Origin of the sequence: Collinsella sp. CLA-ER-H6 (assembly GCF_040092305.1) — a bacterium.
GTDB lineage: Bacteria > Actinomycetota > Coriobacteriia > Coriobacteriales > Coriobacteriaceae > Collinsella.
This window is the reverse complement of the sequence record NZ_JBBNLS010000003.1, coordinates 106,369-127,231: the sequence shown is the minus strand read 5'-3', so window position 1 is coordinate 127,231 and position 20,863 is coordinate 106,369. Positions and strand designations below refer to the sequence as shown.

At 61.1% G+C, this 20,863-nt stretch carries 22 protein-coding genes; 21 read left to right on the top strand and 1 reads right to left on the bottom strand.

Annotated elements, in window-relative coordinates; genetic code table 11:
- The first annotated feature begins 42 nt into the window (after positions 1–42).
- From mreC to rsfS, 13 genes are all read left to right on the top strand, one after another.
- On the top strand, positions 43–984 hold the full coding sequence (mreC, locus tag AAAX77_RS02170) for a rod shape-determining protein MreC (protein WP_349104590.1): 942 nt from the start codon (positions 43–45) through the stop codon (positions 982–984).
- Positions 985–995: 11 nt separating this feature from the next.
- Entirely contained in the window at positions 996–1,562 is a 567-nt protein-coding gene (locus tag AAAX77_RS02165) for a rod shape-determining protein MreD (protein ID WP_022094761.1), read from the top strand.
- Between the two features lie 13 nt (positions 1,563–1,575).
- Positions 1,576–3,645, top strand: coding sequence for a penicillin-binding protein 2 (mrdA, locus tag AAAX77_RS02160; RefSeq protein WP_349104566.1), 2,070 nt, complete (start codon positions 1,576–1,578; stop codon positions 3,643–3,645).
- A 9-nt stretch (positions 3,646–3,654) separates the two neighbouring features.
- A complete protein-coding gene (locus tag AAAX77_RS02155) occupies positions 3,655–4,881 on the top strand; it encodes an FtsW/RodA/SpoVE family cell cycle protein (RefSeq protein WP_006236069.1) in 1,227 nt (408 codons plus the stop codon).
- 18 nt (positions 4,882–4,899) lie between these two features.
- Positions 4,900–5,829, top strand: a complete 930-nt coding sequence (locus AAAX77_RS02150; RefSeq protein ID WP_349104565.1) for a hypothetical protein — start codon at positions 4,900–4,902, stop codon at positions 5,827–5,829.
- A gap of 10 nt (positions 5,830–5,839) precedes the next feature.
- Positions 5,840–7,717, top strand: coding sequence for a TIGR03960 family B12-binding radical SAM protein (locus tag AAAX77_RS02145; RefSeq protein WP_349104564.1), 1,878 nt, complete (start codon positions 5,840–5,842; stop codon positions 7,715–7,717).
- The gene (locus tag AAAX77_RS02140; protein WP_349104563.1) at positions 7,714–8,526 is read left to right on the top strand and encodes a TIGR03936 family radical SAM-associated protein; all 813 of its coding nucleotides are present in this window, start codon (positions 7,714–7,716) and stop codon (positions 8,524–8,526) included. Before AAAX77_RS02145 ends, AAAX77_RS02140 begins: the two co-directional genes overlap by 4 nt.
- Positions 8,527–8,593: 67 nt before the next feature.
- On the top strand, positions 8,594–8,968 hold the full coding sequence (rplU, locus tag AAAX77_RS02135; RefSeq protein ID WP_035138585.1) for a 50S ribosomal protein L21: 375 nt from the start codon (positions 8,594–8,596) through the stop codon (positions 8,966–8,968).
- 33 nt (positions 8,969–9,001) lie between these two features.
- Positions 9,002–9,259, top strand: a complete 258-nt coding sequence (rpmA, locus tag AAAX77_RS02130; RefSeq protein WP_006236075.1) for a 50S ribosomal protein L27 — start codon at positions 9,002–9,004, stop codon at positions 9,257–9,259.
- A gap of 85 nt (positions 9,260–9,344) precedes the next feature.
- Positions 9,345–10,820 (top strand): GTPase ObgE, encoded by a 1,476-nt coding sequence (obgE, locus tag AAAX77_RS02125; protein WP_349104561.1) that lies wholly within the window; start codon positions 9,345–9,347, stop codon positions 10,818–10,820.
- 3 nt (positions 10,821–10,823) lie between these two features.
- Complete coding sequence (nadD, locus tag AAAX77_RS02120) at positions 10,824–11,501, top strand: nicotinate-nucleotide adenylyltransferase (RefSeq protein ID WP_055285119.1); 678 nt, start codon at positions 10,824–10,826, stop codon at positions 11,499–11,501.
- 87 nt (positions 11,502–11,588) lie between these two features.
- The gene (yqeK, locus tag AAAX77_RS02115) at positions 11,589–12,122 is read left to right on the top strand and encodes a bis(5'-nucleosyl)-tetraphosphatase (symmetrical) YqeK (RefSeq protein WP_193221482.1); all 534 of its coding nucleotides are present in this window, start codon (positions 11,589–11,591) and stop codon (positions 12,120–12,122) included.
- A 27-nt stretch (positions 12,123–12,149) separates the two neighbouring features.
- Positions 12,150–12,605, top strand: coding sequence for a ribosome silencing factor (gene rsfS / locus AAAX77_RS02110; protein WP_035138582.1), 456 nt, complete (start codon positions 12,150–12,152; stop codon positions 12,603–12,605).
- A gap of 97 nt (positions 12,606–12,702) precedes the next feature.
- On the opposite strand, the gene dinB is transcribed toward rsfS, so the two are convergent.
- Entirely contained in the window at positions 12,703–13,956 is a 1,254-nt protein-coding gene (gene dinB / locus AAAX77_RS02105; RefSeq protein WP_349104560.1) for a DNA polymerase IV, read from the bottom strand.
- A 201-nt stretch (positions 13,957–14,157) separates the two neighbouring features.
- On the opposite strand from dinB, the gene rpsP reads away from it, so the two are divergent.
- Genes rpsP through AAAX77_RS02065 form a run of 8 tightly spaced genes read left to right on the top strand, consistent with a single transcriptional unit; the run spans position 14,158 to position 20,620 of the window.
- The gene (gene rpsP / locus AAAX77_RS02100) at positions 14,158–14,499 is read left to right on the top strand and encodes a 30S ribosomal protein S16 (RefSeq protein ID WP_022094749.1); all 342 of its coding nucleotides are present in this window, start codon (positions 14,158–14,160) and stop codon (positions 14,497–14,499) included.
- Positions 14,500–14,541: 42 nt separating this feature from the next.
- On the top strand, positions 14,542–14,787 hold the full coding sequence (locus AAAX77_RS02095; protein ID WP_171021534.1) for a KH domain-containing protein: 246 nt from the start codon (positions 14,542–14,544) through the stop codon (positions 14,785–14,787).
- Between the two features lie 34 nt (positions 14,788–14,821).
- Entirely contained in the window at positions 14,822–15,313 is a 492-nt protein-coding gene (gene rimM, locus AAAX77_RS02090) for a ribosome maturation factor RimM (protein ID WP_226812527.1), read from the top strand.
- Positions 15,314–15,323: 10 nt separating this feature from the next.
- Entirely contained in the window at positions 15,324–16,082 is a 759-nt protein-coding gene (gene trmD, locus AAAX77_RS02085) for a tRNA (guanosine(37)-N1)-methyltransferase TrmD (protein WP_117654832.1), read from the top strand.
- A 2-nt stretch (positions 16,083–16,084) separates the two neighbouring features.
- Positions 16,085–16,648, top strand: coding sequence for a signal peptidase I (gene lepB / locus AAAX77_RS02080; protein WP_349104558.1), 564 nt, complete (start codon positions 16,085–16,087; stop codon positions 16,646–16,648).
- 59 nt (positions 16,649–16,707) lie between these two features.
- Positions 16,708–17,619 carry a glycine--tRNA ligase subunit alpha gene (locus tag AAAX77_RS02075; RefSeq protein ID WP_006236091.1) on the top strand — a complete coding sequence of 304 codons (912 nt, stop codon included), beginning with the start codon at positions 16,708–16,710 and terminating at the stop codon, positions 17,617–17,619.
- A gap of 3 nt (positions 17,620–17,622) precedes the next feature.
- A complete protein-coding gene (glyS, locus tag AAAX77_RS02070; RefSeq protein WP_349104556.1) occupies positions 17,623–19,719 on the top strand; it encodes a glycine--tRNA ligase subunit beta in 2,097 nt (698 codons plus the stop codon).
- A 34-nt stretch (positions 19,720–19,753) separates the two neighbouring features.
- Positions 19,754–20,620 (top strand): pyruvate, water dikinase regulatory protein, encoded by an 867-nt coding sequence (locus AAAX77_RS02065; protein ID WP_349104555.1) that lies wholly within the window; start codon positions 19,754–19,756, stop codon positions 20,618–20,620.
- The last annotated feature ends 243 nt before the right edge of the window (positions 20,621–20,863 follow it).

The following is a 20,863-nucleotide window of genomic DNA, read 5'->3' as shown; positions in this document are numbered from 1 at the left end:
GGTTTCTCCACAAATCTGAATACCAAGCGACAATCAACGGGTATGCGCCCGTTGATTGTTTTCAGCCTGATTTCGGTGTTGCTGCTCACGTTTTACATCCGCGAGGGCGAGGCAGGACCGATTCATGCCGTGCGTTCGGGCGTAACGACGATTACCTCGCCGGTGCGCTTTGTGGGTTCGGCTGTGGCGGCTCCCTTCAATGCGATCGGCAACGTGTTCTCTAACCTTACGGCGTCGCAGGACACGCTCGACGAGCTCAAGAAGCAAAATGAGGAGCTGACCTCTAAGGTTGCCGAGCTCTCCGAGGCTCAAAAGACTGCTGAGCGTCTGGAAGGGCTGGTCGGCCTGCAGTCGACCTATAACCTCAAATCGACCGCTGCTCGTATTGTCGGTGCCTCCGGCGATGCCTGGACTTCGACCGTTACCATCGACAAGGGCTCTGCCGACGGCCTTACCATCAACATGCCCGTGACGAGTTCTGCCGGTGTTATCGGCCAGATTATCGAGGTATCGGCCAAGACCTCTACCGTGCGCCTGATTGGCGACGAGAACTCGGGCGTGTCCGCCATGGTGCAGGACACGCGCGCCCAGGGTATGCTGCAGGGTCAGGCTGACGGCACGCTGCGTCTTGAGTACGTGAGCGTCGACTCCGATGTTAAGGTTGGCGATATCATCGTGACCTCTGGCATCGGTGGCGTGTTCCCCAAGGGCCTTCCGCTTGGCACCGTCTCGTCGGTTGAGAAATCGGCAAACGACGTGTACTACACCATTGTGGTGCGCGCTCAGACCACGGCCGAGAACAACGAGGAAGTGCTGGTCATTACCTCGCTGACCGACGAACAGTCGGCCTCGGATGAGGACGTGAGCACGGCCAACAGCGCGCCGCAGGGAACGTCGCGCGATGCTGCGACCAAGACGAAGGACGAGGGCTCGGATGACAGTTCCGACACGTCCGAGACGACCGATTCCGGCTCGAGCGAATAGGGGGCATGTCCATGGATCTACACGAGCAGGGGATGAGCTCCCGCACGTTTGTGATTGCCGCCATCGTGTGCGTGCTGCTGCAGGCAGGCCTGGCACCGCAGATCTCCATTGCGGGCGGTCGCGTCAACTTCATGATTATCTTGGTGTGCCTAAGCGTGTTCTCGGGCGACCCGACCCGTGCCGTCGTGTGCGGTTTTTGCAGCGGGTTGTTCTATGACCTGTCCGCTGCCGTGCCGGTGGGCGTTATGTCGCTCCTGCTGACCGTGGGTTCTTTTGCCCTGGTGCACAGCGCTGTCGGTCAGACGGGCGGTACCCCGAGTGCGCGCGGCGTCACCGTGGGCGCCTTTGCGCTCGTCATTAATGTGATCTACAGCATCATCTTGCTGTTTATGGGTTTGGAGACGAGCTTTGTTGTGGCGATCTTCGGCCATGCGCTGCCGTCCTCGATCCTGACGGGTCTGGTTGCCATTCCGTTTTTGATGTCCGGCGTCGTGCCGCAGTCCGGCTATGGATTCTCCGCACGTGGCGGACGCCAGACGGGTATGCGCTTTAAGCCCAAGACCCGCAAGCTCAAATAGGGGAGGCCCGTAGATGTCTTCCCAGTTGACGGTTATTATCGCCGGTATCGTGCTGGTTGTGGCCATCGTGGTCGCGCTGGTCATCATGCGTCGTGGCGATTCCCGTTTTACCTACGATACGCAGCATGGAACGGCCCCGCGCGCCACCGAGGGCGAGGGCAATACCGCGGCGACCGCCTTTAAGGGCCGCTTTTCCATCCTCACCACGGGTGTGGGCGCGATGTTTGCGGCGCTCGCCGTCAAGCTGTGGGGCATGCAGATGGTCTCGTCGGACTATTACGAGAAGCAGGCTAATAGCAATCAGACTCGCACCGTTACCACTCCCGCTGTGCGCGGCCGCATCCTCGACCGCAATGGCGTGGCGCTTGTCCAGAACCGTCCCTCACTTGCTGTCGTGGCCTACCGCGATCTTGCCGAGGATGAGGTTCTGGTTCGCCATCTTGCCAACGTGCTTGGAATGCCTTACGTGGCGGTCCTTCGCAATATTCAGGACAATACAGAGGGCGCTCAGAGCCTGCATACCATCGCGACGGACGTCCGTCGCTCCACGGTTGCCTATATTCAGGAACATGCCGGCGAGTTCCCGGGCGTCAAGATTGCCGAGCGTACCGAGCGCCAGTATCCATATGGCGAGACGGCATGCCATATCTTGGGCTATACCGGCACCATTACGTCCGAGCAGCTCGAGGCCCAGAATAAGAAAACCTCTGGCGATGATGATGCTTCTGCTGGCAAGATTACGTACCAGTCGGGCGATATCGTGGGCCAGGCGGGCGTTGAAAGCTACTACGAAAACCTGCTGCAGGGTATTCGTGGCGAGCAGACCGTCAAGGTCGATGCCTCGGGCAATGTGACCGGTCAGGCCGGCGCCGTGCCCGCGAAGGCCGGCTCTGACATTAAGCTCACGCTCGACCTTAAGATCCAACAGGCCTGCGAGACGGCGCTGGCGAGCGCTATCGAGCTTGCCAAGACCACTGGCTACAGCAATGCCGGCAACGGCGCTGTAGTGTGTCTCGATCCCAACAATGGCGAGATCCTGGGCATGGCGAGCCAGCCCAAGTTCGATCCGTCCGTCTTTATCGGCGGCGTCTCAAATGACGTGTGGACCGAGCTCAATGATGACAAGGGTTCGCACCCGCTGCTCAACCGCGCCATTAGCGGACAGTACATGTCGGCCTCGACCATCAAACCGCTCTCGGCACTGGCCGGTCTTGAGTTTGGAACCTACACTTCAACGCAGACAACCAACTGCACGGGCTATTGGACGGGCCTGGGCAAGGCTTGGGGCAAGCGCTGCTGGCTGACGTCTGGCCACGGCACCATGACGCTGCAGTCGGGTATCGCCAACTCGTGCGACCCTGTCTTCTACGACATGGGCAAGGCGTTCTTTTATGACGAGCAACATCCCGAGGGCCTGCAGGAGGTCTTTCGTCGCTGGGGTCTAGGCAAGACCTGCGGTATCGATCTGCCGAGTGAGGGCGCGGGCCGTATTCCCGATGCCGAGTGGAAAGAGTCGTACTTCACCGACGCCTCTGCCGAGGACCGCAAGTGGAATGCCGGCGATATGACCAACATTGCTATCGGTCAGGGTGACATTCTGGTGACGCCCCTGCAGATGGCGTGTGCCTATATGGGTCTTGCCAACGGCGGCAAACAGTACGTGCCTCACGTGTTTTTGTCTGCCGTGTCGCGCGATGGCGACGGCGATGCCTATAAGTACAACGGCAAGGGCAAGAAGAAGCGCTTGGTGGCCAAGATCAACAGCGATTCGGATTTGGCTCTTGTTCGCAACGGCATGCACGACGTGATTTACACGGCATCGACGTCCCTGGCGGCGCACTTTGGCACCCTGACGCCGCAGGTATACGGCAAGTCGGGCACGGGCGAGAAAAGCGGCGAGGACGAATACGCGTGGTTCTGCGCCTATGCACCGGCCGATGACCCCAAGTATGTCATCGCTACCGTCCTGGAGCAGGGCGGCGGTGGCTCAGATACCGCGATGCATGTCGTGCGCGACGTGCTCGGCGTGATTTATGACGAGCCCGATACCTCTTCGGCCTCGGGCGATTCTTCGGTTCGATAGGAGGTTGCGATGGATTTTTCTCCGGCGGATCTGTTCCGTTCAACCAAGACCGGTTCTCGCAGCAGCCTGGACCGTGTCAACAAACAACTTTCGGCTTCGCGCGGCACGTTTCGCCAAAAGGTGCATATCGGTGTGCTCGTGGCTACAGTGGCGCTCGTCGCCTACGGTGCCATCATTATCTGGTCGGCTTCGCAGTTTAAGGCCGATGCTTCGTTCTCACGCCATCTGCTGGGAATTGGCATCGGCACGGTGCTGGCGGTGCTGGTCTGGCGCTCCGACCTGCGCGGTATTTCCAATTTCTCGACGGCGTTGCTCGTCATCGACCTGATCGTGATCCTCTCGCCCAAGATTCCGGGTCTGTCCTATACGGGCGGTCTGGGCATGACGGGCTGGATCAAGATTCCCGGTATCGGCTTGACATTCCAGCCGGTTGAGCTTGCCAAGCTCATCACCATCTTCTTTATTGCTACGCTTGGCTCGCAGTATAACGGTCGCATCGATACCGTTCGCGACTACGTCAAGCTCTGCGGCATGCTGTCCATTCCATTTTTGGCCGTCGTTGCCATGGGCGACCTGGGCTCGGGCCTGGTCGTGCTGGTTTCGGGCGCCATCGTCATTTGTATGAGCGGTGCACGCCGCGAATGGGTGCTGTCGACCTTGGCCCTGCTCGTGGGGCTGGTGGCCCTCGTCCTGGCGCTCGATTCGGTCTTTGATTCGTTGCTCGGCCACGATGTGCTCATCAAGCAGTATCAGATGAACCGTCTGACGGTCTTTATCGACCCCGATAATGCCGATTCGGACGATGCCTACAACCTGCAGCAGTCGCTTATCGCCGTTGGCTCGGGCGGCTTCTTTGGTAAAGGCCTGGGGCATGCGACGCAGTCGGCCGGCGGCTTTCTGCCTGAGTTCCACACCGACTTCGTCTTCGCCTTCCTGTCCGAGACCTTTGGCTTCTGCGGCTCCTTTTTGCTGCTGTGCTTGTACGTGCTGCTCATCTTCTCGACGATCCGCGTTGCCTTTAAGTGCGAGTCTCTGTTTTTGCGTCTTTCGTGTGTTGGCATCGTTGGCATGTGGGCGTTCCAGACCTTCGAAAACATCGGCATGTGCATCGGCATGATGCCGATTACCGGTATTCCGCTACCGTTTATTAGCTTCGGTTCGTCTTCGATGATGATCCAGCTGCTGACGGTGGGTATCGTACAATCCATATGGCGGCATCGTTCGGGCGCCGCGTAACCGCTGGAGGGGTTTGCTATGAAAATTCCCGTAGATAAGCTGACCCGCGCTTTTAAGATGGGCGCGTCCGTTAAGAAGGATTCCGATACGCCGGTGCGCGTCTCGGTCTATCTGGATTCGTCCGCCTCGCGCTTTCTGGCCGAGACGGTGCGTGACGCCTTTGTGCCGCAGACGACCTCGGGCATTGTGCGCGTCGAGCGTCTGGGGGAGGAGCGAATTGCTCCAAAGACCGATACCGATGTGGTACTGGTGCTCTCGTGTGGTTCCGACCGCTTGGAGAGTGCCGTGCAGGAGCTCGTGATCGCCGGTGCGCCCGTGTGCGTGCTTGCCGAGTCTGGTGTGGAGGTGCCGTTTATCGAGGAGTCCACGCCCATGCTCGGCGTGGTAGCGGCAACCGATAAGACGTATCTGCTCGAGACGCTTGCCCGCTGGATTCTCGATCGCACCGACAAGGAAACGGCCTTTGCGGCGAACTTTGCCTTCATGCGCATCGCGGCGGCCAATCGTATCATCACCTCGTGCGCGCTCACCAATATGGCGACCGGTGCGCTGGTGTTTTTGCCGGGCGCCGATTATCCCGTTATGGCGCTGGCGCAGGTGGGCATGCTCTTTGAGCTCGCTGCCGTCTTTGGACGCGGCATTAAGCCCGAGCGCGGCTACGAGGTCGCGGGCGTGCTTGCCGGCGGCTTGGTGATCCGCGCGGTCACCCGCGCGCTCGTCAAGCAGACGCCGCATATTGGGTTTGCCGTCAAGGCGCTCACTGCTGCCGCGGGCACCTATGGCATGGGCCGTGCGCTCGTTTCGCTCTACGAGCGCGATGTCGACTACAGCCGTGCCAACGAGGTGGTCACTGCCACGTTCTCCCGCGTTCACGATCTGGTGACCACGGTCGCAGGCGCTACCCGTCCTATGGCGTCCTATCAGGACGCATCAGATCTCGCTGCTTAGGGGTTTTCCGTTGCGCGTTGCATACCAAGATTGTTTTCATTTAATCGAGCCGTTGCTCGCCAAGGTCGAGAAGCCGAGTCGCTATATCGATCACGAGTGGGGCACGCTTTCCAAGGCCGATGCCGACTACCGTTGCTGCCTGATCTATCCGGATGTGTACGAGGTCGGTCTGCCCAACCAGGGCATCGCCATCCTCTACAACATCCTTAACCAGGCCGAGGGCATCTCCTGCGAGCGTGGCTATGTGCCGTGGCCCGATATGGGTGACGCTATGCGCGAGGCGGGCATTCCGCTGCTCTCGCTCGAGGGTGCAGCGCCGGTCGCTTCGTTTGATATCGTCGGTCTGCATGTGCCGCACGAGATGGCGGTGACGAACTTCCTCGAGGCACTCGACCTCGCTGGCATTCCGCTGTTGGCGGCCGACCGCACCGAGGACGACCCCATTATCATCGCCGGCGGCCCCTCGGTGTACAACCCCGAGCCGTACGCGGCCTTCTTCGATGTTATCCTCATCGGCGAGGGCGAGGAATCGCTGCTCGAGACCTGCCAGCTGCATCGCCGTCTGCGTGACGAAGGAGTCCCGCGCGCGCAGATTGTCGAGCAGCTTGCATCCATTGCCGGCAACTACGTGCCGTCGCTCTATGAGGTTTGTCACGACGAGCCCTGCTCGCCGCATGGCTACACTGTGCCGCGTGAAGGCAAGGATGCGCCGACGGTGGTCTTCAAGCGCGTCGTTGAGGATTTCGGCGCCACGAATCCGTTGTCGCAGTCGTGTGTGCCCTATGCGCAGCTGGTCCACGACCGCCTGTCTATCGAGATCCTGCGCGGCTGCGCCCGCGGCTGTCGTTTTTGCCAGGCCGGCATGACGTATCGCCCGGTGCGCGAGCGCTCGGCCGACCAGATCGTCTCGTCGGTGATTCAGGGTCTGGAAAAGACCGGCTATGACGAGGTGTCGCTGACCTCGCTCTCCACGACCGACCACTCCTGCATTCGCGACGTGCTCGGCAGGCTCAACCGTCGCCTGGAGGATACGGGTATTCGCGTGTCTATTCCGTCGCAGCGCCTGGATTCGTTTGGCGTGGATATGGCCGAGTCGGTCGCCGGCGAAAAGAAGGGCGGACTGACGTTCGCGCCCGAGGCCGGCAGCCAGCTCATGCGCGATATCATTAACAAGAACGTGACCGAGGAGGACCTGGACCGTGCGGCCAAGGCGGCCTTCGAGGCCGGTTGGAACCGCATGAAGCTCTACTTTATGATGGGCCTTCCCGGCGAGCGCGACGAGGACATCGTGGCCATCGCCAATCTGGCCGATCACGTGTTGGAGCTCGGTCGTTCCGTGGTGCCCAAGGCTCGTCGCGGCTCGATTTCGGTGTCGATCTCGGTTTCGGTCTTTATCCCCAAGGCTGCCACGCCGTTCCAGTGGTGCCCGCAGCTCGACTACGACGACGTCAAGCGTCGCCAGAAGCTGCTTATCACGAGCGTTCGCAACCGTGCCGTCCGCGTGCATTACCACGATGCCGAGACCTCGCTCATCGAGGCCGCGCTTTCCCGCGCCGGTCGTGACATGACGCCCGTCATCATCGATGCTTGGCGCTCGGGCTCTCGCTTTGACGCCTGGGTAGAGCATTTCTCGCTCGATAACTGGAAGGAAGCTGCTGCCAAAAACGGCATCGACCTCAATGAGCTCGTGCACCTGCCCTACGAGTTGGACTGGCGCCTGCCGTGGGAGCACGTAAGCCCCGGCTGCACGCGCGGCTTCCTCGAGCGCGAGTACCGTCGCTCGCTCGAGGGCGTCACGACTCCCGACTGTACCCGCACGTCGTGCACCGGCTGCGGGATCTGCCCCACGCTCCACGCCAAGAATGTATTGATGGGTGATCGCGCATGAGTGAGCGCCTGACCGACAACCCCTCGCTCTTTAGGCTTCGTGTTCGCTATGGCAAGCGCGATCGCCTTAAGTACCTGGGCCATCTCGAAGTAATCCATACCATTGAGCGCATCGTGCGCCGTGCGGGACTTCCCTATGCCGTCACGCAGGGCTTCTCTCCGCACATGCGCGTGGGCTTCTCTTCGGCGCTGCCGGTTGGTACGTCGTCGACCTGCGAGTGGTATGACCTGTTTATGACCGAGTTCGTGGCGCTCGACGAGGCGTTTGGGCGCCTGGCTGCGGCGTCTCCGGCCGATCTGGCGCCCATCGAGGCGGCGTACATCGACGTGCGCACGCCGGCCTTGACGGCGCAGCTCACGCGCCTGTCGTATCGCATCGACCTGCACTTGGATCCCGAGGTGCCCGTAAGCGCCGACGAGGTGCGTCGTGCGATCGACACGCTGCGCGCGGGCCACGGCATCGACTACGCGCGCGGCAAAAAGAGCAAGCGCTTGGATTTGGATCACACGCTCGTGGGCTATGAGCTCACGGCGGGGGAGCGCCCGGACCATTTGGTGCTCATGCTCGACACCCATGCCGACAACGAGGGCTCCATGCGTCCGGAAATTTTGCTTTCTGCTGCTGATGTTTTGTTGCAGGGCTTGACCCCGGGCGTGGATGCACCTATTGTTTCCACCGGTATGCAAGACCTCGTGACCATCTGCTCCTACGATGTCGAGCGTCAGAATCAAGCATGCGAGGACGACGAGGGCCGACTCGTCAGCCCCATACCTGTGCGAACTTGTGGATTTGCTCCACATACTCGTTGACGGGGGTATTTTCGCCTGCTACTATATTCGGCTGTTGCACTAACTGATGCATGAAGGGCAAGTAAACATGTACGCAATCGTTAACACGGGCGGCAAGCAGTACAAGGTCGCCACCGACGATGTCATCACCGTCGAGAAGATTGAGGGCAATGAGGGCGACAAGGTCACCCTGCCGGTTATCTTCCTCAACGATGGTAAGAAGATCGTCACCGATCCCGACAAGCTGGCCAAGGCCAAGGTTACCGCTCAGATCGTTGAGCAGTTCAAGGGCGAGAAGCAGCTGGTCTTCAAGTTCCACAAGCGCAAGCGCTATCGTCGTCTGAAGGGTCACCGTCAGCAGCTCACCAAGCTGAAGATCGTGAAGGTTCAGGCTACCTCCCGCGCCAAGAAGGCTGTCAAGGCAGAGGCTGAGGCTGTTGCCGAGGCTCCCGTCGCCGAGTAGATTACACTCGTAACGAAAGAGTAGGTATACACAATGGCACACAAAAAAGGACTCGGTTCCTCCCGTAATGGCCGTGACTCCCGCGGTCAGCGCCTTGGCACGAAGCGCTATGCCGGCCAGACGGTAACCACGGGCACGATTCTCGTCCGTCAGCACGGCACGCACATCCACCCGGGTGAGAACGTTGGCCGTGGTAAGGACGACACGCTGTTCGCGCTGGTCGACGGTACCGTTGAGTTCCACAAGGGTATCAAGCACAGGGTCAGCGTACGCCCGCTCGCGAACGCGTAATTCACCCTTCATAGAGCACATATGTGGGAGGCACTTGAGTTTTAGGATTCAAGGGTCTCCCTCTTTTTTGTAGGAGGCGATTCTGTTGTCACAGTTCACCGATATCAGCCGCATTAACGTGTGCGGCGGCGACGGCGGAGCCGGATGCATGTCGTTTAGGCGCGAGGCATTTGTTCCCAAGGGCGGCCCCGATGGCGGCGACGGCGGTCGTGGCGGCAATGTCGTCATCCAGGCCGATGCTCAGCTGTCTTCGCTGATCGATTACCGCTTTAAGCATCACTTCCGCGCCGAGCGCGGCACGCACGGACAGGGTGCCCGTCGTAACGGTAAGAGCGGCGAGGACCTGATTCTCAAGGTCCCTATGGGTACCGTGGTGCGGGAGCTCGACCCCGAGACGCAGACCCCGATGTTCGAGATTGCCGACCTGGTGCACGATGGCGAGCGCGTCGTCGTGGCGCCCGGCGGTGCCGGCGGCCTGGGCAACACGCACTTTGTGACGTCGGTGCGCCGCGCGCCCGCGTTCGCTCAGCTGGGCGAACCGGCCGAGGAGCACTGGATTGAGCTCGAGATGAAGCTTATGGCCGATGCCGCGCTCGTGGGCTTCCCCTCGGTGGGTAAGTCATCGCTCATCGCGCGCATGAGTGCCGCCCGTCCTAAGATTGCCGACTACCCGTTTACCACGCTCGTGCCGAACCTCGGAATGGTGCGTGCCGGCGAATATTCTTACGTCGTTGCCGACGTCCCCGGTCTCATCGAAGGCGCGAGCGAGGGCAAGGGCTTGGGTCACCAGTTCCTGCGCCACATTGAGCGTACGGCCCTGATCATGCATGTCGTCGACATGACGGGCGGTTTTGAGGATCGCGATCCGGTTGAGGACTATCGCATCATCAACCGCGAGCTCGAGCAGTATGGCGCCGAGCTTTCGGAGCGTCCGCAGATCGTCGTTGCCAACAAGTGCGATGCGCCGGGCACGGCCGACAAGATTGCCGACCTTAAGCGTGCGGCGCTCGACGATGGCCATATGTTCTTTGCCGTGTCTGCTGTTACGGGCGCCGGCCTCAACACGCTGATGCTTGCCGTGGGCGAGCAGGTGGCTAAGCTTCGCGCCGAGCTGGCGGTCTCTGATGAGCCGGTCGATCTGCGCGACGAGGAGTGGGAGCGCCGTCGCCTGCAGCGTGAGAAGCGTTTCCGCATTGTCCAGGAAGAGCCCGGTGCCTTCCGCGTAGTCGGTCGTGCCATCGAGCGCATGGTCATCCAGACCGACTGGGAAAACGAGGAAGCCGTCATTTACCTGCAGCATAAGTTTGCGCGTATGGGTGTTGACGACGCGCTCGAGAAGGCCGGTTGTCGTGCGGGCGACGAGGTCCGCATTTGCCAGCGCGCCTTTGACTTTGAGGGCGCCGAGGACTTCTCGGAGTTCGAGGAGCTCGAGGAGCTCGAGGATGCTGGCGAGGACGTTGCCGTTGAGACCATTCACGTGGCCGATGCTGCGGATGAGGGCGTCGAGGTTGTCGATGCGGCGGATGCCGCGGGCGATGCCGAGACCTCGGAGGGCGAGTAAGCCATGTCGCTGCGCGGTGGAATCGGTCTGCCCGAGCTTCCTCTAGAGGACGGGCAGGAGTTTAGGCTCGGCATTATGGGTGGCACCTTTGATCCCATCCATTACGGGCACCTGGTGACCGCCGAGCAGGCGCGCGAGTCGCTCGACTTGGATGCTGTGCTCTTTATGCCGGCGGGCTCTCCTGCCTTTAAGCTTGACAAGCCGGTGACGCCTGCCGAGGACCGTTATGCTATGACGGTCCTCGCCACCGCCGCGAACCCGGCCTTTTTGGCGAGCCGGTTCGAGATCGACCGCCCGGGCGTAACCTATACGGCCGATACGCTTCATGCCCTTCGCGACTTTTACCCGCCGCAGGTAAAGCTCTACTTTATTACGGGCGCCGACGCGATTATCGATATCGTGACCTGGCATGATGCCGAACGAATCGCTGAGCTTGCTACCTTTATTGCGGCGACGCGACCGGGCTTTGATATCGATACGGCGCGTGCCCGAATCAAAGAGTCGGGGCTGCCGTTCGACGTGCGCTATATTCAGATTCCGGCGCTGGCGATCAGCTCGACGAACATTCGTAAGCGAGTTGCCCGCGGCATGAGCGTGCGCTATCTTACGAGCGAGTCCGTGCTCGGCTACATTCGCAAACGCAGGCTATATGCCGATTTGGGCCAAGAAGATTTTGAGTGATGGGGGTCTACGTTGTCGGTAGAGGATCAGTTTGAGGGCGATGAGCGCGCGCTGCTCAAGCGCATTCGAGAGCTGCTCGATGTTCGCATGAAGGATAAGCGTAAGCGCTATGTGCATTCGCTGGGTGTTGCCGAGACCGCACTTCATCTGGCCGAGGTCTACGGCGTTGACCGCTTTGATGCCGCTGCCGCCGGCCTGATCCATGACTGGGACAAAGTGCTCTCCGACGACGAGCTGGTCACGCGCGCTCTGCATTACGGCATTAAGATTGCCGGCTCTCCTTCCGCCGCGACGCCGCTTTTGCATGGCCCTGTTGCCGCCTATGAGCTTCCGCAGCTTTTTCCCGAGCTGTCGCCGGCCGTTTTCCAGGCTGTCGACCGTCACACCGTGGGTGCCTGCGACATGACGCCGCTCGATATGGTGGTCTTTGTGGCCGATGCCATCGAGCCCAACCGCCACGGCGACTATGCGCATGCGCTGCGCAAGATGGTGGGGGAGTCGACGCTCGATGAGTTGTTCTTCTCCTGTTTTGCGCAGGGTTTGGTCTATGTGATCCAGTCCGGGCGCTATCTTTATCCCACAGCTATTACGATTTACAACCATTACGCCCAGCTGCGCTAGCTCGGGCTGTCTAGAAAGAGGTATTCCATGGCCGACGAGACCATGACCGACGAGCAGATTCTTGAAGGTGTGGAGCACAAGAGCTTCGTCGCCACGTCCGACCGCACTGCCGCCTCGCTGTCCGCGAGCGGTGTCGCCGCCGAGGATGTCGCCCGCGCCGCCGCGCAGGCCGCCTACGACAAGAAGGGCGAGGACGTTCAGGTGCTCGACCTGACCGAGCTTTCCGATGTATGCGACTACTTTGTGCTTGCCACCGGTACCAACAACCGCCAGGTCGATTCTATCGTCGACGAGATCGAGGAGAAGGTCGCCGAGGCTTGCGGCGAGCACCCGTTCTCCATCGAGGGTCGCGAGCAGAAGACCTGGATGCTCATGGACTACGGTTCGGTTGTCGTCCACGTCTTCACTCCCGAAGCCCGCGACTTCTACCGCCTCGAGAAACTCTGGGGAGACGCCCCCCAGCTCCCCCTCAACCTCCTCTAGTAGCTCATTTGAGACGGGGTTTAGCTACCCTCACGCATATCGCCGGGCAGTTGCGGTTTTCCGTAACTGCCCGGCTTTCTTTTTTGCCCAAAGGCGGTTAATCGTTGAAGCGGGATTGGCGGCCGAAGGAAAGGGCGGTGTCGCCGAATTTGTCTCGGACGGCGTCGATGGCGACGGAGAGGTCGCGGCGGTCGCTGGATTGGGCTCCGCGGTCGTCGACTTCGCAGAACAGGTCGGTCTGGATGCCGCCCCGATGGTCAAAGTCGCTCATGCCGATGCCTGCTAAGCGAACGTGCATTCCTTCCTGCCAGATGTTGTCGAGCAGTTCGAGTGCAACCGCCACGAAGATGTTCTCATCGTCGGTCGGATGAGGCAGCCGGCGCTGTGCCGTACGCCCGCTGCCATACGAATACTTAAGCTTGAGCGTTACCGTGGCACCCGTCAGCCCCTGACGGCGCAGGCGGCGTCCCACTGACTCTCCCAACAGCGCAATCGCCGCCTCAATATCCCCACGCTCAGTCAAATCTTTAGCAAAGGTGCGTTCATTGCTGACAGACTTGACCTCGCGCTCTTCATCGAGACTCGTGACTTCAGAGATTTCGAGTCCCAGCGCACGCTGGCGCATGCGTTCGCCGTTGACGCCAAAAATAGAGGCCAAGGTGGATTCCGGTGCACGTGATAGCTCGCCGAGGGTGTAGATGCGCATGCGGCGCAGTCGCTCCTCGGCCGAGCGCCCGATGCCGCTCATGGCAGACACTGGTAGCGCGGCCAAAAAGCGCTGTTCCGTCCCGGGGCGCACGATGGTCATCCCAAACGGCTTATCCCGCTCGCTTGCGATCTTTGCGACCGTCTTGTTGCAGCCCACGCCAATGGAGCACGTTACTCCCAGCGTTGCCACGCGGTCGCTTATACGCCGCGCAACCAGCAGCGGGTCTTCGGGCGCAAAGCGACCCGGTGTGATATCGATAAAGGCTTCGTCGATGGATACGCGCTCAACGCGCGGGGTCTCGTCGGCGAGAATCGCCATGACCTGCGTGCTCACCTCGCGGTAGCGATCAAAGTGCCCGTGCGTCCAAATGGCTTGCGGGCACAAGCGCCGTGCCTCGGCCGAGGCCATGGCAGAGTGCACGCCAAAACGACGCGCCTCATACGAACACGTGGACACGACGCCACGCGAATCGGCGTCTCCGCCCACGATGAGCGGCTTTCCGCGCCATTCGGGATGATCGAGCATCTCCACGCTCGCAAAAAACGCATCGAGGTCCATGAGGCCCACCGCCGGACCCGTCCAGGGAGGCGGCGTGACGCCCATGGCATCCTCATAACCGTATGTATGTTCGCGTCTTTCCATGTCATGAGTATACCGCGCAGCTCATGTGGGGTGCGTGTATGTGCTTGCAAATCCCGAATTCTTGTCTAAGATATGGATTTGCCCTCGACTACACCGAAGAAGTTGGTCTCACGGACTTCACCTGCCCGCGTCGATGGCGTATTATGTTCAACTGTTTGTTTGTAGTTGCAGCCTAAAGCTGCTTGGTTGGAGGAGTTTCCTTTGGCAGTCAAGATTCGCCTTGCTCGTCACGGCGCTAAGAAGCGTCCGTACTACCGTGTCGTCGTCGCCGATTCCCGCGCCCCGCGTGACGGTCGTATCATCGAGGAGGTTGGCCGCTACAACCCGATGACCGCCCCCAAGACCATCAACCTCGATCTTGAGAAGATCGCCGACTGGCAGTCCAAGGGCGCTCAGCTCACCGACGCCGTCGCCGCTCTGGTCAAGGCCGCCAACGAGGGCGAGAAGACCGAGACCGTCGTCAAGAAGTCCAAGAAGCAGCTCGCCAAAGAGGCCGAGGCCGCTAAGGCTGCCGCTGAGGCCGCTGAGGGCGCCGAGGAGTAAATCGTGCCTGAGGTTGACGCTGCACAGCTCGAGGGTGAGGCAATGCTCTCAGATCGCATCGCCGATCTCGTCGAATATCTCGTTGTTCAGATCGTCGACGACCCGGATTCCGTGAGCCTTGAGGTCATCGATGGTGACGACGCCTCTACGATTGAGGTTTCGGTCGCCGAGGATGACGTCGCTAAGGTCATCGGCCGTCGTGGCCGTACCATCAAGGCCATTCGCACGCTCGCCCGTGCACTGGCCGCTCGCCTCGACACTGCTGTCGAGGTAGAGGTTCTGGGCTAGGACCTTGAGGTCCCAGTACAAAAACATCGCCCGTGTGGTCAAGCCGCACGGAAGGAAGGGGGAGGTCCTCGCGCAGCCGCTGCGGGGGCTTCCTTCTGTATTAGAGCCTGGTATGCGCGTCGCCCTGACGCCGCCGGCGCTCAAGCGCGACCGCTTTTGCACGGTCGTGTCCGTCACCGATACGGGCGATGGCGATCTGGTCTCGTTTGAGGGCATTGACGACTTGACGGCCGCCGAGGGCATCACGGGATGCTACGTGCTGGCAAATCGTGACGACTTTGAGCTCGATTCGCTCGACGCTGCCTATACCGATCTGATGGGTCGCGAGGTGGTCGACGAGCGCTTCGGTTCGCTCGGCACGATCGTCGAGATCATGTCGACGCCCGCTAACGATGTTTGGGTTGTCGAGGGCGATCGGTACGGCGAGGTACTGATTCCCGTGATCGAGCAGGTTGTGCTCGATCTTCCCGACACAGGAACAATTTCCGTCCATGTTATGGACGGCCTGATCGATATGGACAAGTAGGGAGGACAACATGCTGATTGAGACCCTTTCGGTCTTTCCCGAGATGTTTGAGCCCGTCATGTCCACGTCGATTTTGGGCCGCGCCCGCAAGGCCGGCCTTTTTGATTTTAAGGCGTATAACCTGCGCGACTGGACGCACGACCGCCATCGTACCGTCGATGACGAGCCGTACGGCGGCGGGCAGGGCATGCTCATGAAGGTCGAGCCTATCGCAGAGGCCATCGAGGCCATTAGCGCAGAGGGTCCCAAGCCCACTGTGGTGTTCTTTACCCCCTGTGGCGAGCCCTTTACGCAGCATGTGGCCGAGCGCCTGCTCAAAAGTGAGCGCCTGTTGTTTGTGTGCAGTCGCTACGAGGGCGTCGACGAGCGTGCGTATGCTTATGCCGATGAGCGTCTGTCGATCGGCGACTACGTGCTCACGGGCGGCGAGCTTCCCGCTATGGTCGTTGCCGATGCCGTCGTACGCCTGATTCCCGGCGCCCTGGGCGACGAGATGAGCAACGTCGACGAGTCGTTCTCGACCGCCGAGGACGGAGGACTGCTTGAGTACGCGCAGTACACCCGCCCCGCCGAGTTCAACGGCGAGGGCGTGCCGCCGGTGCTCGTGAGTGGCGATCACGCCAAGGTCGATGCCTGGCGTCGCAAGAACGCCATCGAGCGCACCTGCCGCTGGCGTCCCGATCTGATCGAGACGGCGCGCCTTACGCCCCAGGAGCGTGCGTACGCGCAGGAGATTTTGGACGCTTCGTATTCGCAGAGCGAGGAGTGAGAATGGTTCCATCGCAGCATTCCGCGTTGAGGGGCGCTTTTGAGTGGATCGCGGTCATCGCGATCGCATTGGTCGCCACCTTCTTGATTCGTTCGTTTGTGGTCGAGCCCTTTGTGGTGCCCACCGGCTCCATGGAGTCCACGATCGAGATTGGCGACCAGATCCTGGCACAAAAGGTGAGCCTCGAGCTCGGTCAGCCCGTCAAGCAGGGCGATATCGTGGTGTTTCACAACCCCGATGGCACCTCCGAGCATGATGTTCTTGTCAAGCGTGTTATTGCCACGGCCGGCCAGACGGTCGACCTGCAGGATGGCAAGGTGGTCGTTGACGGCCAAGCGCTCGACGAGGACTATACGACGGGCATGAGCTGGCCACTTTCGGTCCAAGCGCCTGGCGCTCAGGTAAGCTATCCCTACACCGTTCCCGACGGGTGCGTGTGGGTGATGGGCGACAACCGCGAAAACTCTGCCGACTCACGCTACTTTGGTCCCGTCGATCGCTCTGATTTGATCGCTGCGGCGCTTGTGCGCTACTGGCCGCTCAACCGCATCGGCGCTATCGACTAAAAACCGCTATAGTACAGTACCTAACCGTGTAATCGTTTCGACGAGGGGATATTAGAGGCATGAACGCTTCATCGCTTTCCTTCCAAGACATCATCCTGCGCCTCCAGCAGTACTGGGGCGAGCAGGGCTGCGTCATTATGCAGCCCTATGACTCCGAGGTCGGTGCCGGTACCTTTCATACCGCGACCACGCTGCGCTCGCTCGGTCCCGCCGAGTGGCGCACCTGCTATGCGCAGCCTTGCCGCCGTCCCGCTGACGGCCGCTACGGCGAGAACCCCAACCGCATGCAGCACTACTATCAGTTCCAGGTGCTCATCAAGCCCTCACCGGTCAACGCCCAGGAGCTTTACCTGGGGTCTCTTGCCGCTATCGGTCTGGACCCCAACGACCATGACGTCCGCTTTGTCGAGGACGACTGGGAGAGCCCGACGCTTGGCGCCTGGGGCCTTGGCTGGGAGGTCTGGCTCAATGGCATGGAGGTCACGCAGTTTACGTACTTCCAGCAGGTGGGCGGCATCGAGGTCGACCCCGTGCCCGTTGAGATCACCTACGGCCTGGAGCGTATCGCCATGTACGCCCAGGGCGTCAACTCGGTCTACGACCTGGTGTGGAGCTACCTGCCCGACGGCACGCCCATGACCTACGGCGACGTGTTCCTGGAGAACGAGCGCGAGTTCAGCGCCTACAACTTTGAGGTCGCCAACGTCGAGATGATGCGTCAGAAGTTTGACGACTACGAGGCCGAGTGCCATTCCTGCCTGGAACGAAAGCTGCCGCTGCCGGCGTACGACTGTGTCATGAAGTGCAGCCACGCCTTCAACCTGCTCGATGCCCGCGGCGCCCTGTCCGCAGTCGAGCGTGCCAACTACATCCTGCGCGTCCGCGCCGTCGCCAAGGCGTGCTGCGAGGCCTACATGGCCGAGGTCGCCGGAGTCAACGAGAATGCCGACCAGGAAGGCGAGGTGGCGTAAGCCATGGCAGACGCTAAGGATTTCCTGTTTGAGATCGGTACGGAGGAAATGCCCTCCGCACCGCTGAACAATGCCGTCAAGCAGCTTGGCACCATGATCGCCAAGGGTCTCGACGAGGCCGGTCTGGCCCACGGCGAGGTCCGCGTGATCTCGAGCCCGCGCCGTCTGGCTGCACTCGTTGCCGACGTCGCCACCGCGACCGATGAGGTTCACGAGGTCAAGCGTGGCCCCGCGGCCAGCATTGCCTTCGACGCTGACGGTAACGCCACCAAGGCCGCCCAGGGCTTTGCCCGCAAGTGCGGTGTGGCTGCCGAGGACCTGGTCCGTCGCGAGGACACCGACGGTCGCGAGTATGTGTTCGCCGAGAAGAATATTCCCTCCGCACCGGCCACCCCGATCCTGACGGCCCTGTGCGAGAAGACCATCGCCGGTCTGCAGTGGCCCAACTACCGCAGCCAGCGCTGGGGTCACGAGCATGCGACCTTTGTTCGTCCGGTCCGCTGGATCTGCTGCCTTTTGGGCGAGGATGTTGTGCCCGTGTCGTTTGCCGACGTGACGAGTGGCAACACCACGCGTGGTCATCGCGTGCTTGGCCCCGGTGACCATGTGGTCGCCAGCCCCGCCGTCTACGAGCAGGTGCTCGAGGACGCCGGCGTGCTTTCTGCCGAGCGCCGTCGCGAGGCCATCCTTGCCGGTATCGCCGAGGTCGAGGCTGCCCGTCCCGGCTGCCATGTCGATACGCCCAAGAAGGTCTTTGAGGAGGTCATCAACCTCTGCGAGTGGCCGACGGTGCTCGTCGGTACCTTCGATGAGGAGTTCCTCAAGGTCCCTCACGAGATCATCTGCGAGTCCATGCTCACCAACCAGCGCTACTTCCCGATCTATGACGGCGAGGGCAAGCTCACGCGTGAGTTCGTGGTCGTCTCCAACAGCAAGCCCGAGAACGCCGAGCGCGTGATCGACGGCAACGAGCGCGTCGTGCGCGCCCGTCTGGACGATGCCAAGTTCTTCTACGAGGAGGACCTGAAGATCTCCCTCGACGAGTTCCGCGAGCGTCTGGCCAAGGTCGCCTTCCAGGAGAAGCTCGGTAGCGTGCTCGCCAAGTCCGAGCGCATCGAGCAGCTTGCGCTCGCTATTGCCCGCGAGGCACACCTGGGTGCTCACCTGGCAGCCGATGCCGCTCGCGCCGCGCACCTGTGCAAGGCCGACCTGGTATCCAACGCCGTTGTCGAGTTCACGAGCCAGCAGGGCGTGATGGGCGGTTATTACGCGACCGCGATGGGGGAGAACGACGAGGTCGCCCACGCCATCCGCGATCACTACCGTCCCCGCTTTGCCGGTGATGAGCTGCCCGAGGGCACCGCTGGCTGCATCGTGGCCTGCGCTGACAAGCTCGATACCATCGCCGGTATCTTTGCCATCGGCGAGCCCCCGACCGGCTCTTCGGACCCCTACGCGCTGCGTCGTGCCGCTATCGGCATCATCAACATCCTGCGCGACCGCCTGCCGATCGACCCCACGTCGCTCATCGACTTCGCCCTCGAGCTCTACAGTGAGCAGGGCATTGAGTTCGACGCCGCCGAGGTCGCCCGGCAGGTTCGTGACTTCTTCCATGGCCGCCTGGTGAGCATGGCCCGCGACGAAAAGGTTCCGGCCGATACCGTTGCCGCCGTCTCCGCGGTGCACATCATCGCCCCGTCCGTCTTCTTCGCCCGCTGCGCCGCCCTCGACGAGGCCCGCAAGAACGACGCCGAGACGTTCGACAACCTTGCGACCGCCTATGCTCGCGCCGCGCATATCTCCAAGCCCGAGCTGGGCGTGGAGTACGACCGCAGCCTGATGGGCGAGGCCGAGCTCGCGCTTGCCGATGCCTCCGAGGCCGCTCAGACCGCCGTCGATGCCGCCCTTGTTGCCGAGGATTACCCGGCTGCATTTGCCGCCCTCGCCGCCCTGCGTGCGCCCATTGACCGTTTCTTCGATGAGGTCATGGTCATGGACAAGGACGAGCAGCTCCGCGATAATCGCCTTAAGCTGCTCAACCGCTTCGAGGCCGTTTTCTCCGGCATCGCCAACATCGGTGAGCTTGCCCGCAAAAAGTAAGCTAGCCTGCGCGTAAGCGCAAAAGGAGCCCCGCATGGATTGCCCGGTCACCGCTCGTCCCACCGTTATCGTTATCTCCGACTCGCTCGGTGATACCGCTTGTGAGGTGGTGCTTGCGGCGTCCGGGCAATTTGATGAAGGGGCTTTTCGTCTCTTGCGCCTGCCCAAGGTGAACTCTGTGGAGCAGGTCAAGTCGTTTGTGGGTCCGCGTGTCGATGCGGACCATCGCGATATTGCCGTGTTCCATACCATTGTCGATCCGGCGCTTCGCGCCCGTGTGCTCGATTACCTGGGTATGTTGCATATTCGCTCGGTCGACCTGATCGGCCCGACGCTCGCCGTGCTGTCGTCGCTCATTGGCGTGCCGCCCAAGGGCGTCGCGGGCGTGATTCACAAGACCGATGACCGCTATTTTCATCGTATCGAGGCCATGGAGTATTTCGTTGAGCACGATGATGGGCGCGGCTGCGACGATCTGTCGGGTGCCGATATCGTGCTGCTGGGCGTATCCCGTACGTCCAAGACGCCGCTGTCGATGTATCTGGCCTATCAAGGTTACAAGGTTGCCAATGTTCCTTTGGCCCATGGCATGGAGCCGCCGAAGTCAATTTACGAGGTCGACCCGATGCGCCTGTTCGGCCTGGTTTCAACCGTCGACGTTATTTCTGAAATTCGCGATAGCCGCTTAGGCGATGATTACGCGCGCGCCGTCGCCGGCTCCTATGCCGAGCCTGAGAGTGTTCGCAGCGAGCTCGAGGAAGCCCGTGCCCTCATGAAGCGCCTGGGCTGCTTTGTGGTGCGTACCGACGGCAAGGCCATCGAGGAAAGCGCTGCCGAGATCATTAGCCACTTGGAGGAAATCCAAGAAGCCCGTGCCCGCCGCGCCGCCCGTCGAGCCTAATAGTAGCAGCATTTTGATAAAGCGATTTAGCAAAAATATCGCATCTGACCTGCACTTTCTTACAGTGGTATCTTCATAAGGTAACCACCTTTACCTACCGTTTACCGCCAGTTTTAGCACGTTTACCAAACCGCGTATCCTCTGCTCAAGCCCGTTCAAATCCCGCCGTATAGTTCCCTCACGGCCCGCATCCGGCGGGTCGATTCGTTACCACGGTCGCGCGCGAGAGCGCATGGAAGGGGA

What these genes read in the sequence shown, in the direction of transcription:
- mreC (WP_349104590.1), top strand. Translation starts at nt 43, where the DNA reads ATGCGCCCGTTGATTGTTTTCAGCCTGATTTCGGTGTTGCTGCTCACG.
- AAAX77_RS02165 (WP_022094761.1), top strand. Translation starts at nt 996, where the DNA reads ATGGATCTACACGAGCAGGGGATGAGCTCCCGCACGTTTGTGATTGCC.
- mrdA (WP_349104566.1), top strand. Translation starts at nt 1,576, where the DNA reads ATGTCTTCCCAGTTGACGGTTATTATCGCCGGTATCGTGCTGGTTGTG.
- AAAX77_RS02155 (WP_006236069.1), top strand. Translation starts at nt 3,655, where the DNA reads ATGGATTTTTCTCCGGCGGATCTGTTCCGTTCAACCAAGACCGGTTCT.
- AAAX77_RS02150 (WP_349104565.1), top strand. Translation starts at nt 4,900, where the DNA reads ATGAAAATTCCCGTAGATAAGCTGACCCGCGCTTTTAAGATGGGCGCG.
- AAAX77_RS02140 (WP_349104563.1), top strand. Translation starts at nt 7,714, where the DNA reads ATGAGTGAGCGCCTGACCGACAACCCCTCGCTCTTTAGGCTTCGTGTT.
- rplU (WP_035138585.1), top strand. Translation starts at nt 8,594, where the DNA reads ATGTACGCAATCGTTAACACGGGCGGCAAGCAGTACAAGGTCGCCACC.
- rpmA (WP_006236075.1), top strand. Translation starts at nt 9,002, where the DNA reads ATGGCACACAAAAAAGGACTCGGTTCCTCCCGTAATGGCCGTGACTCC.
- nadD (WP_055285119.1), top strand. Translation starts at nt 10,824, where the DNA reads ATGTCGCTGCGCGGTGGAATCGGTCTGCCCGAGCTTCCTCTAGAGGAC.
- yqeK (WP_193221482.1), top strand. Translation starts at nt 11,589, where the DNA reads ATGAAGGATAAGCGTAAGCGCTATGTGCATTCGCTGGGTGTTGCCGAG.
- rsfS (WP_035138582.1), top strand. Translation starts at nt 12,150, where the DNA reads ATGGCCGACGAGACCATGACCGACGAGCAGATTCTTGAAGGTGTGGAG.
- dinB (WP_349104560.1), bottom strand. Translation starts at nt 13,956, where the DNA reads ATGGAAAGACGCGAACATACATACGGTTATGAGGATGCCATGGGCGTC.
- AAAX77_RS02095 (WP_171021534.1), top strand. Translation starts at nt 14,542, where the DNA reads ATGCTCTCAGATCGCATCGCCGATCTCGTCGAATATCTCGTTGTTCAG.
- trmD (WP_117654832.1), top strand. Translation starts at nt 15,324, where the DNA reads ATGCTGATTGAGACCCTTTCGGTCTTTCCCGAGATGTTTGAGCCCGTC.
- lepB (WP_349104558.1), top strand. Translation starts at nt 16,085, where the DNA reads ATGGTTCCATCGCAGCATTCCGCGTTGAGGGGCGCTTTTGAGTGGATC.
- AAAX77_RS02075 (WP_006236091.1), top strand. Translation starts at nt 16,708, where the DNA reads ATGAACGCTTCATCGCTTTCCTTCCAAGACATCATCCTGCGCCTCCAG.
- glyS (WP_349104556.1), top strand. Translation starts at nt 17,623, where the DNA reads ATGGCAGACGCTAAGGATTTCCTGTTTGAGATCGGTACGGAGGAAATG.
- AAAX77_RS02065 (WP_349104555.1), top strand. Translation starts at nt 19,754, where the DNA reads ATGGATTGCCCGGTCACCGCTCGTCCCACCGTTATCGTTATCTCCGAC.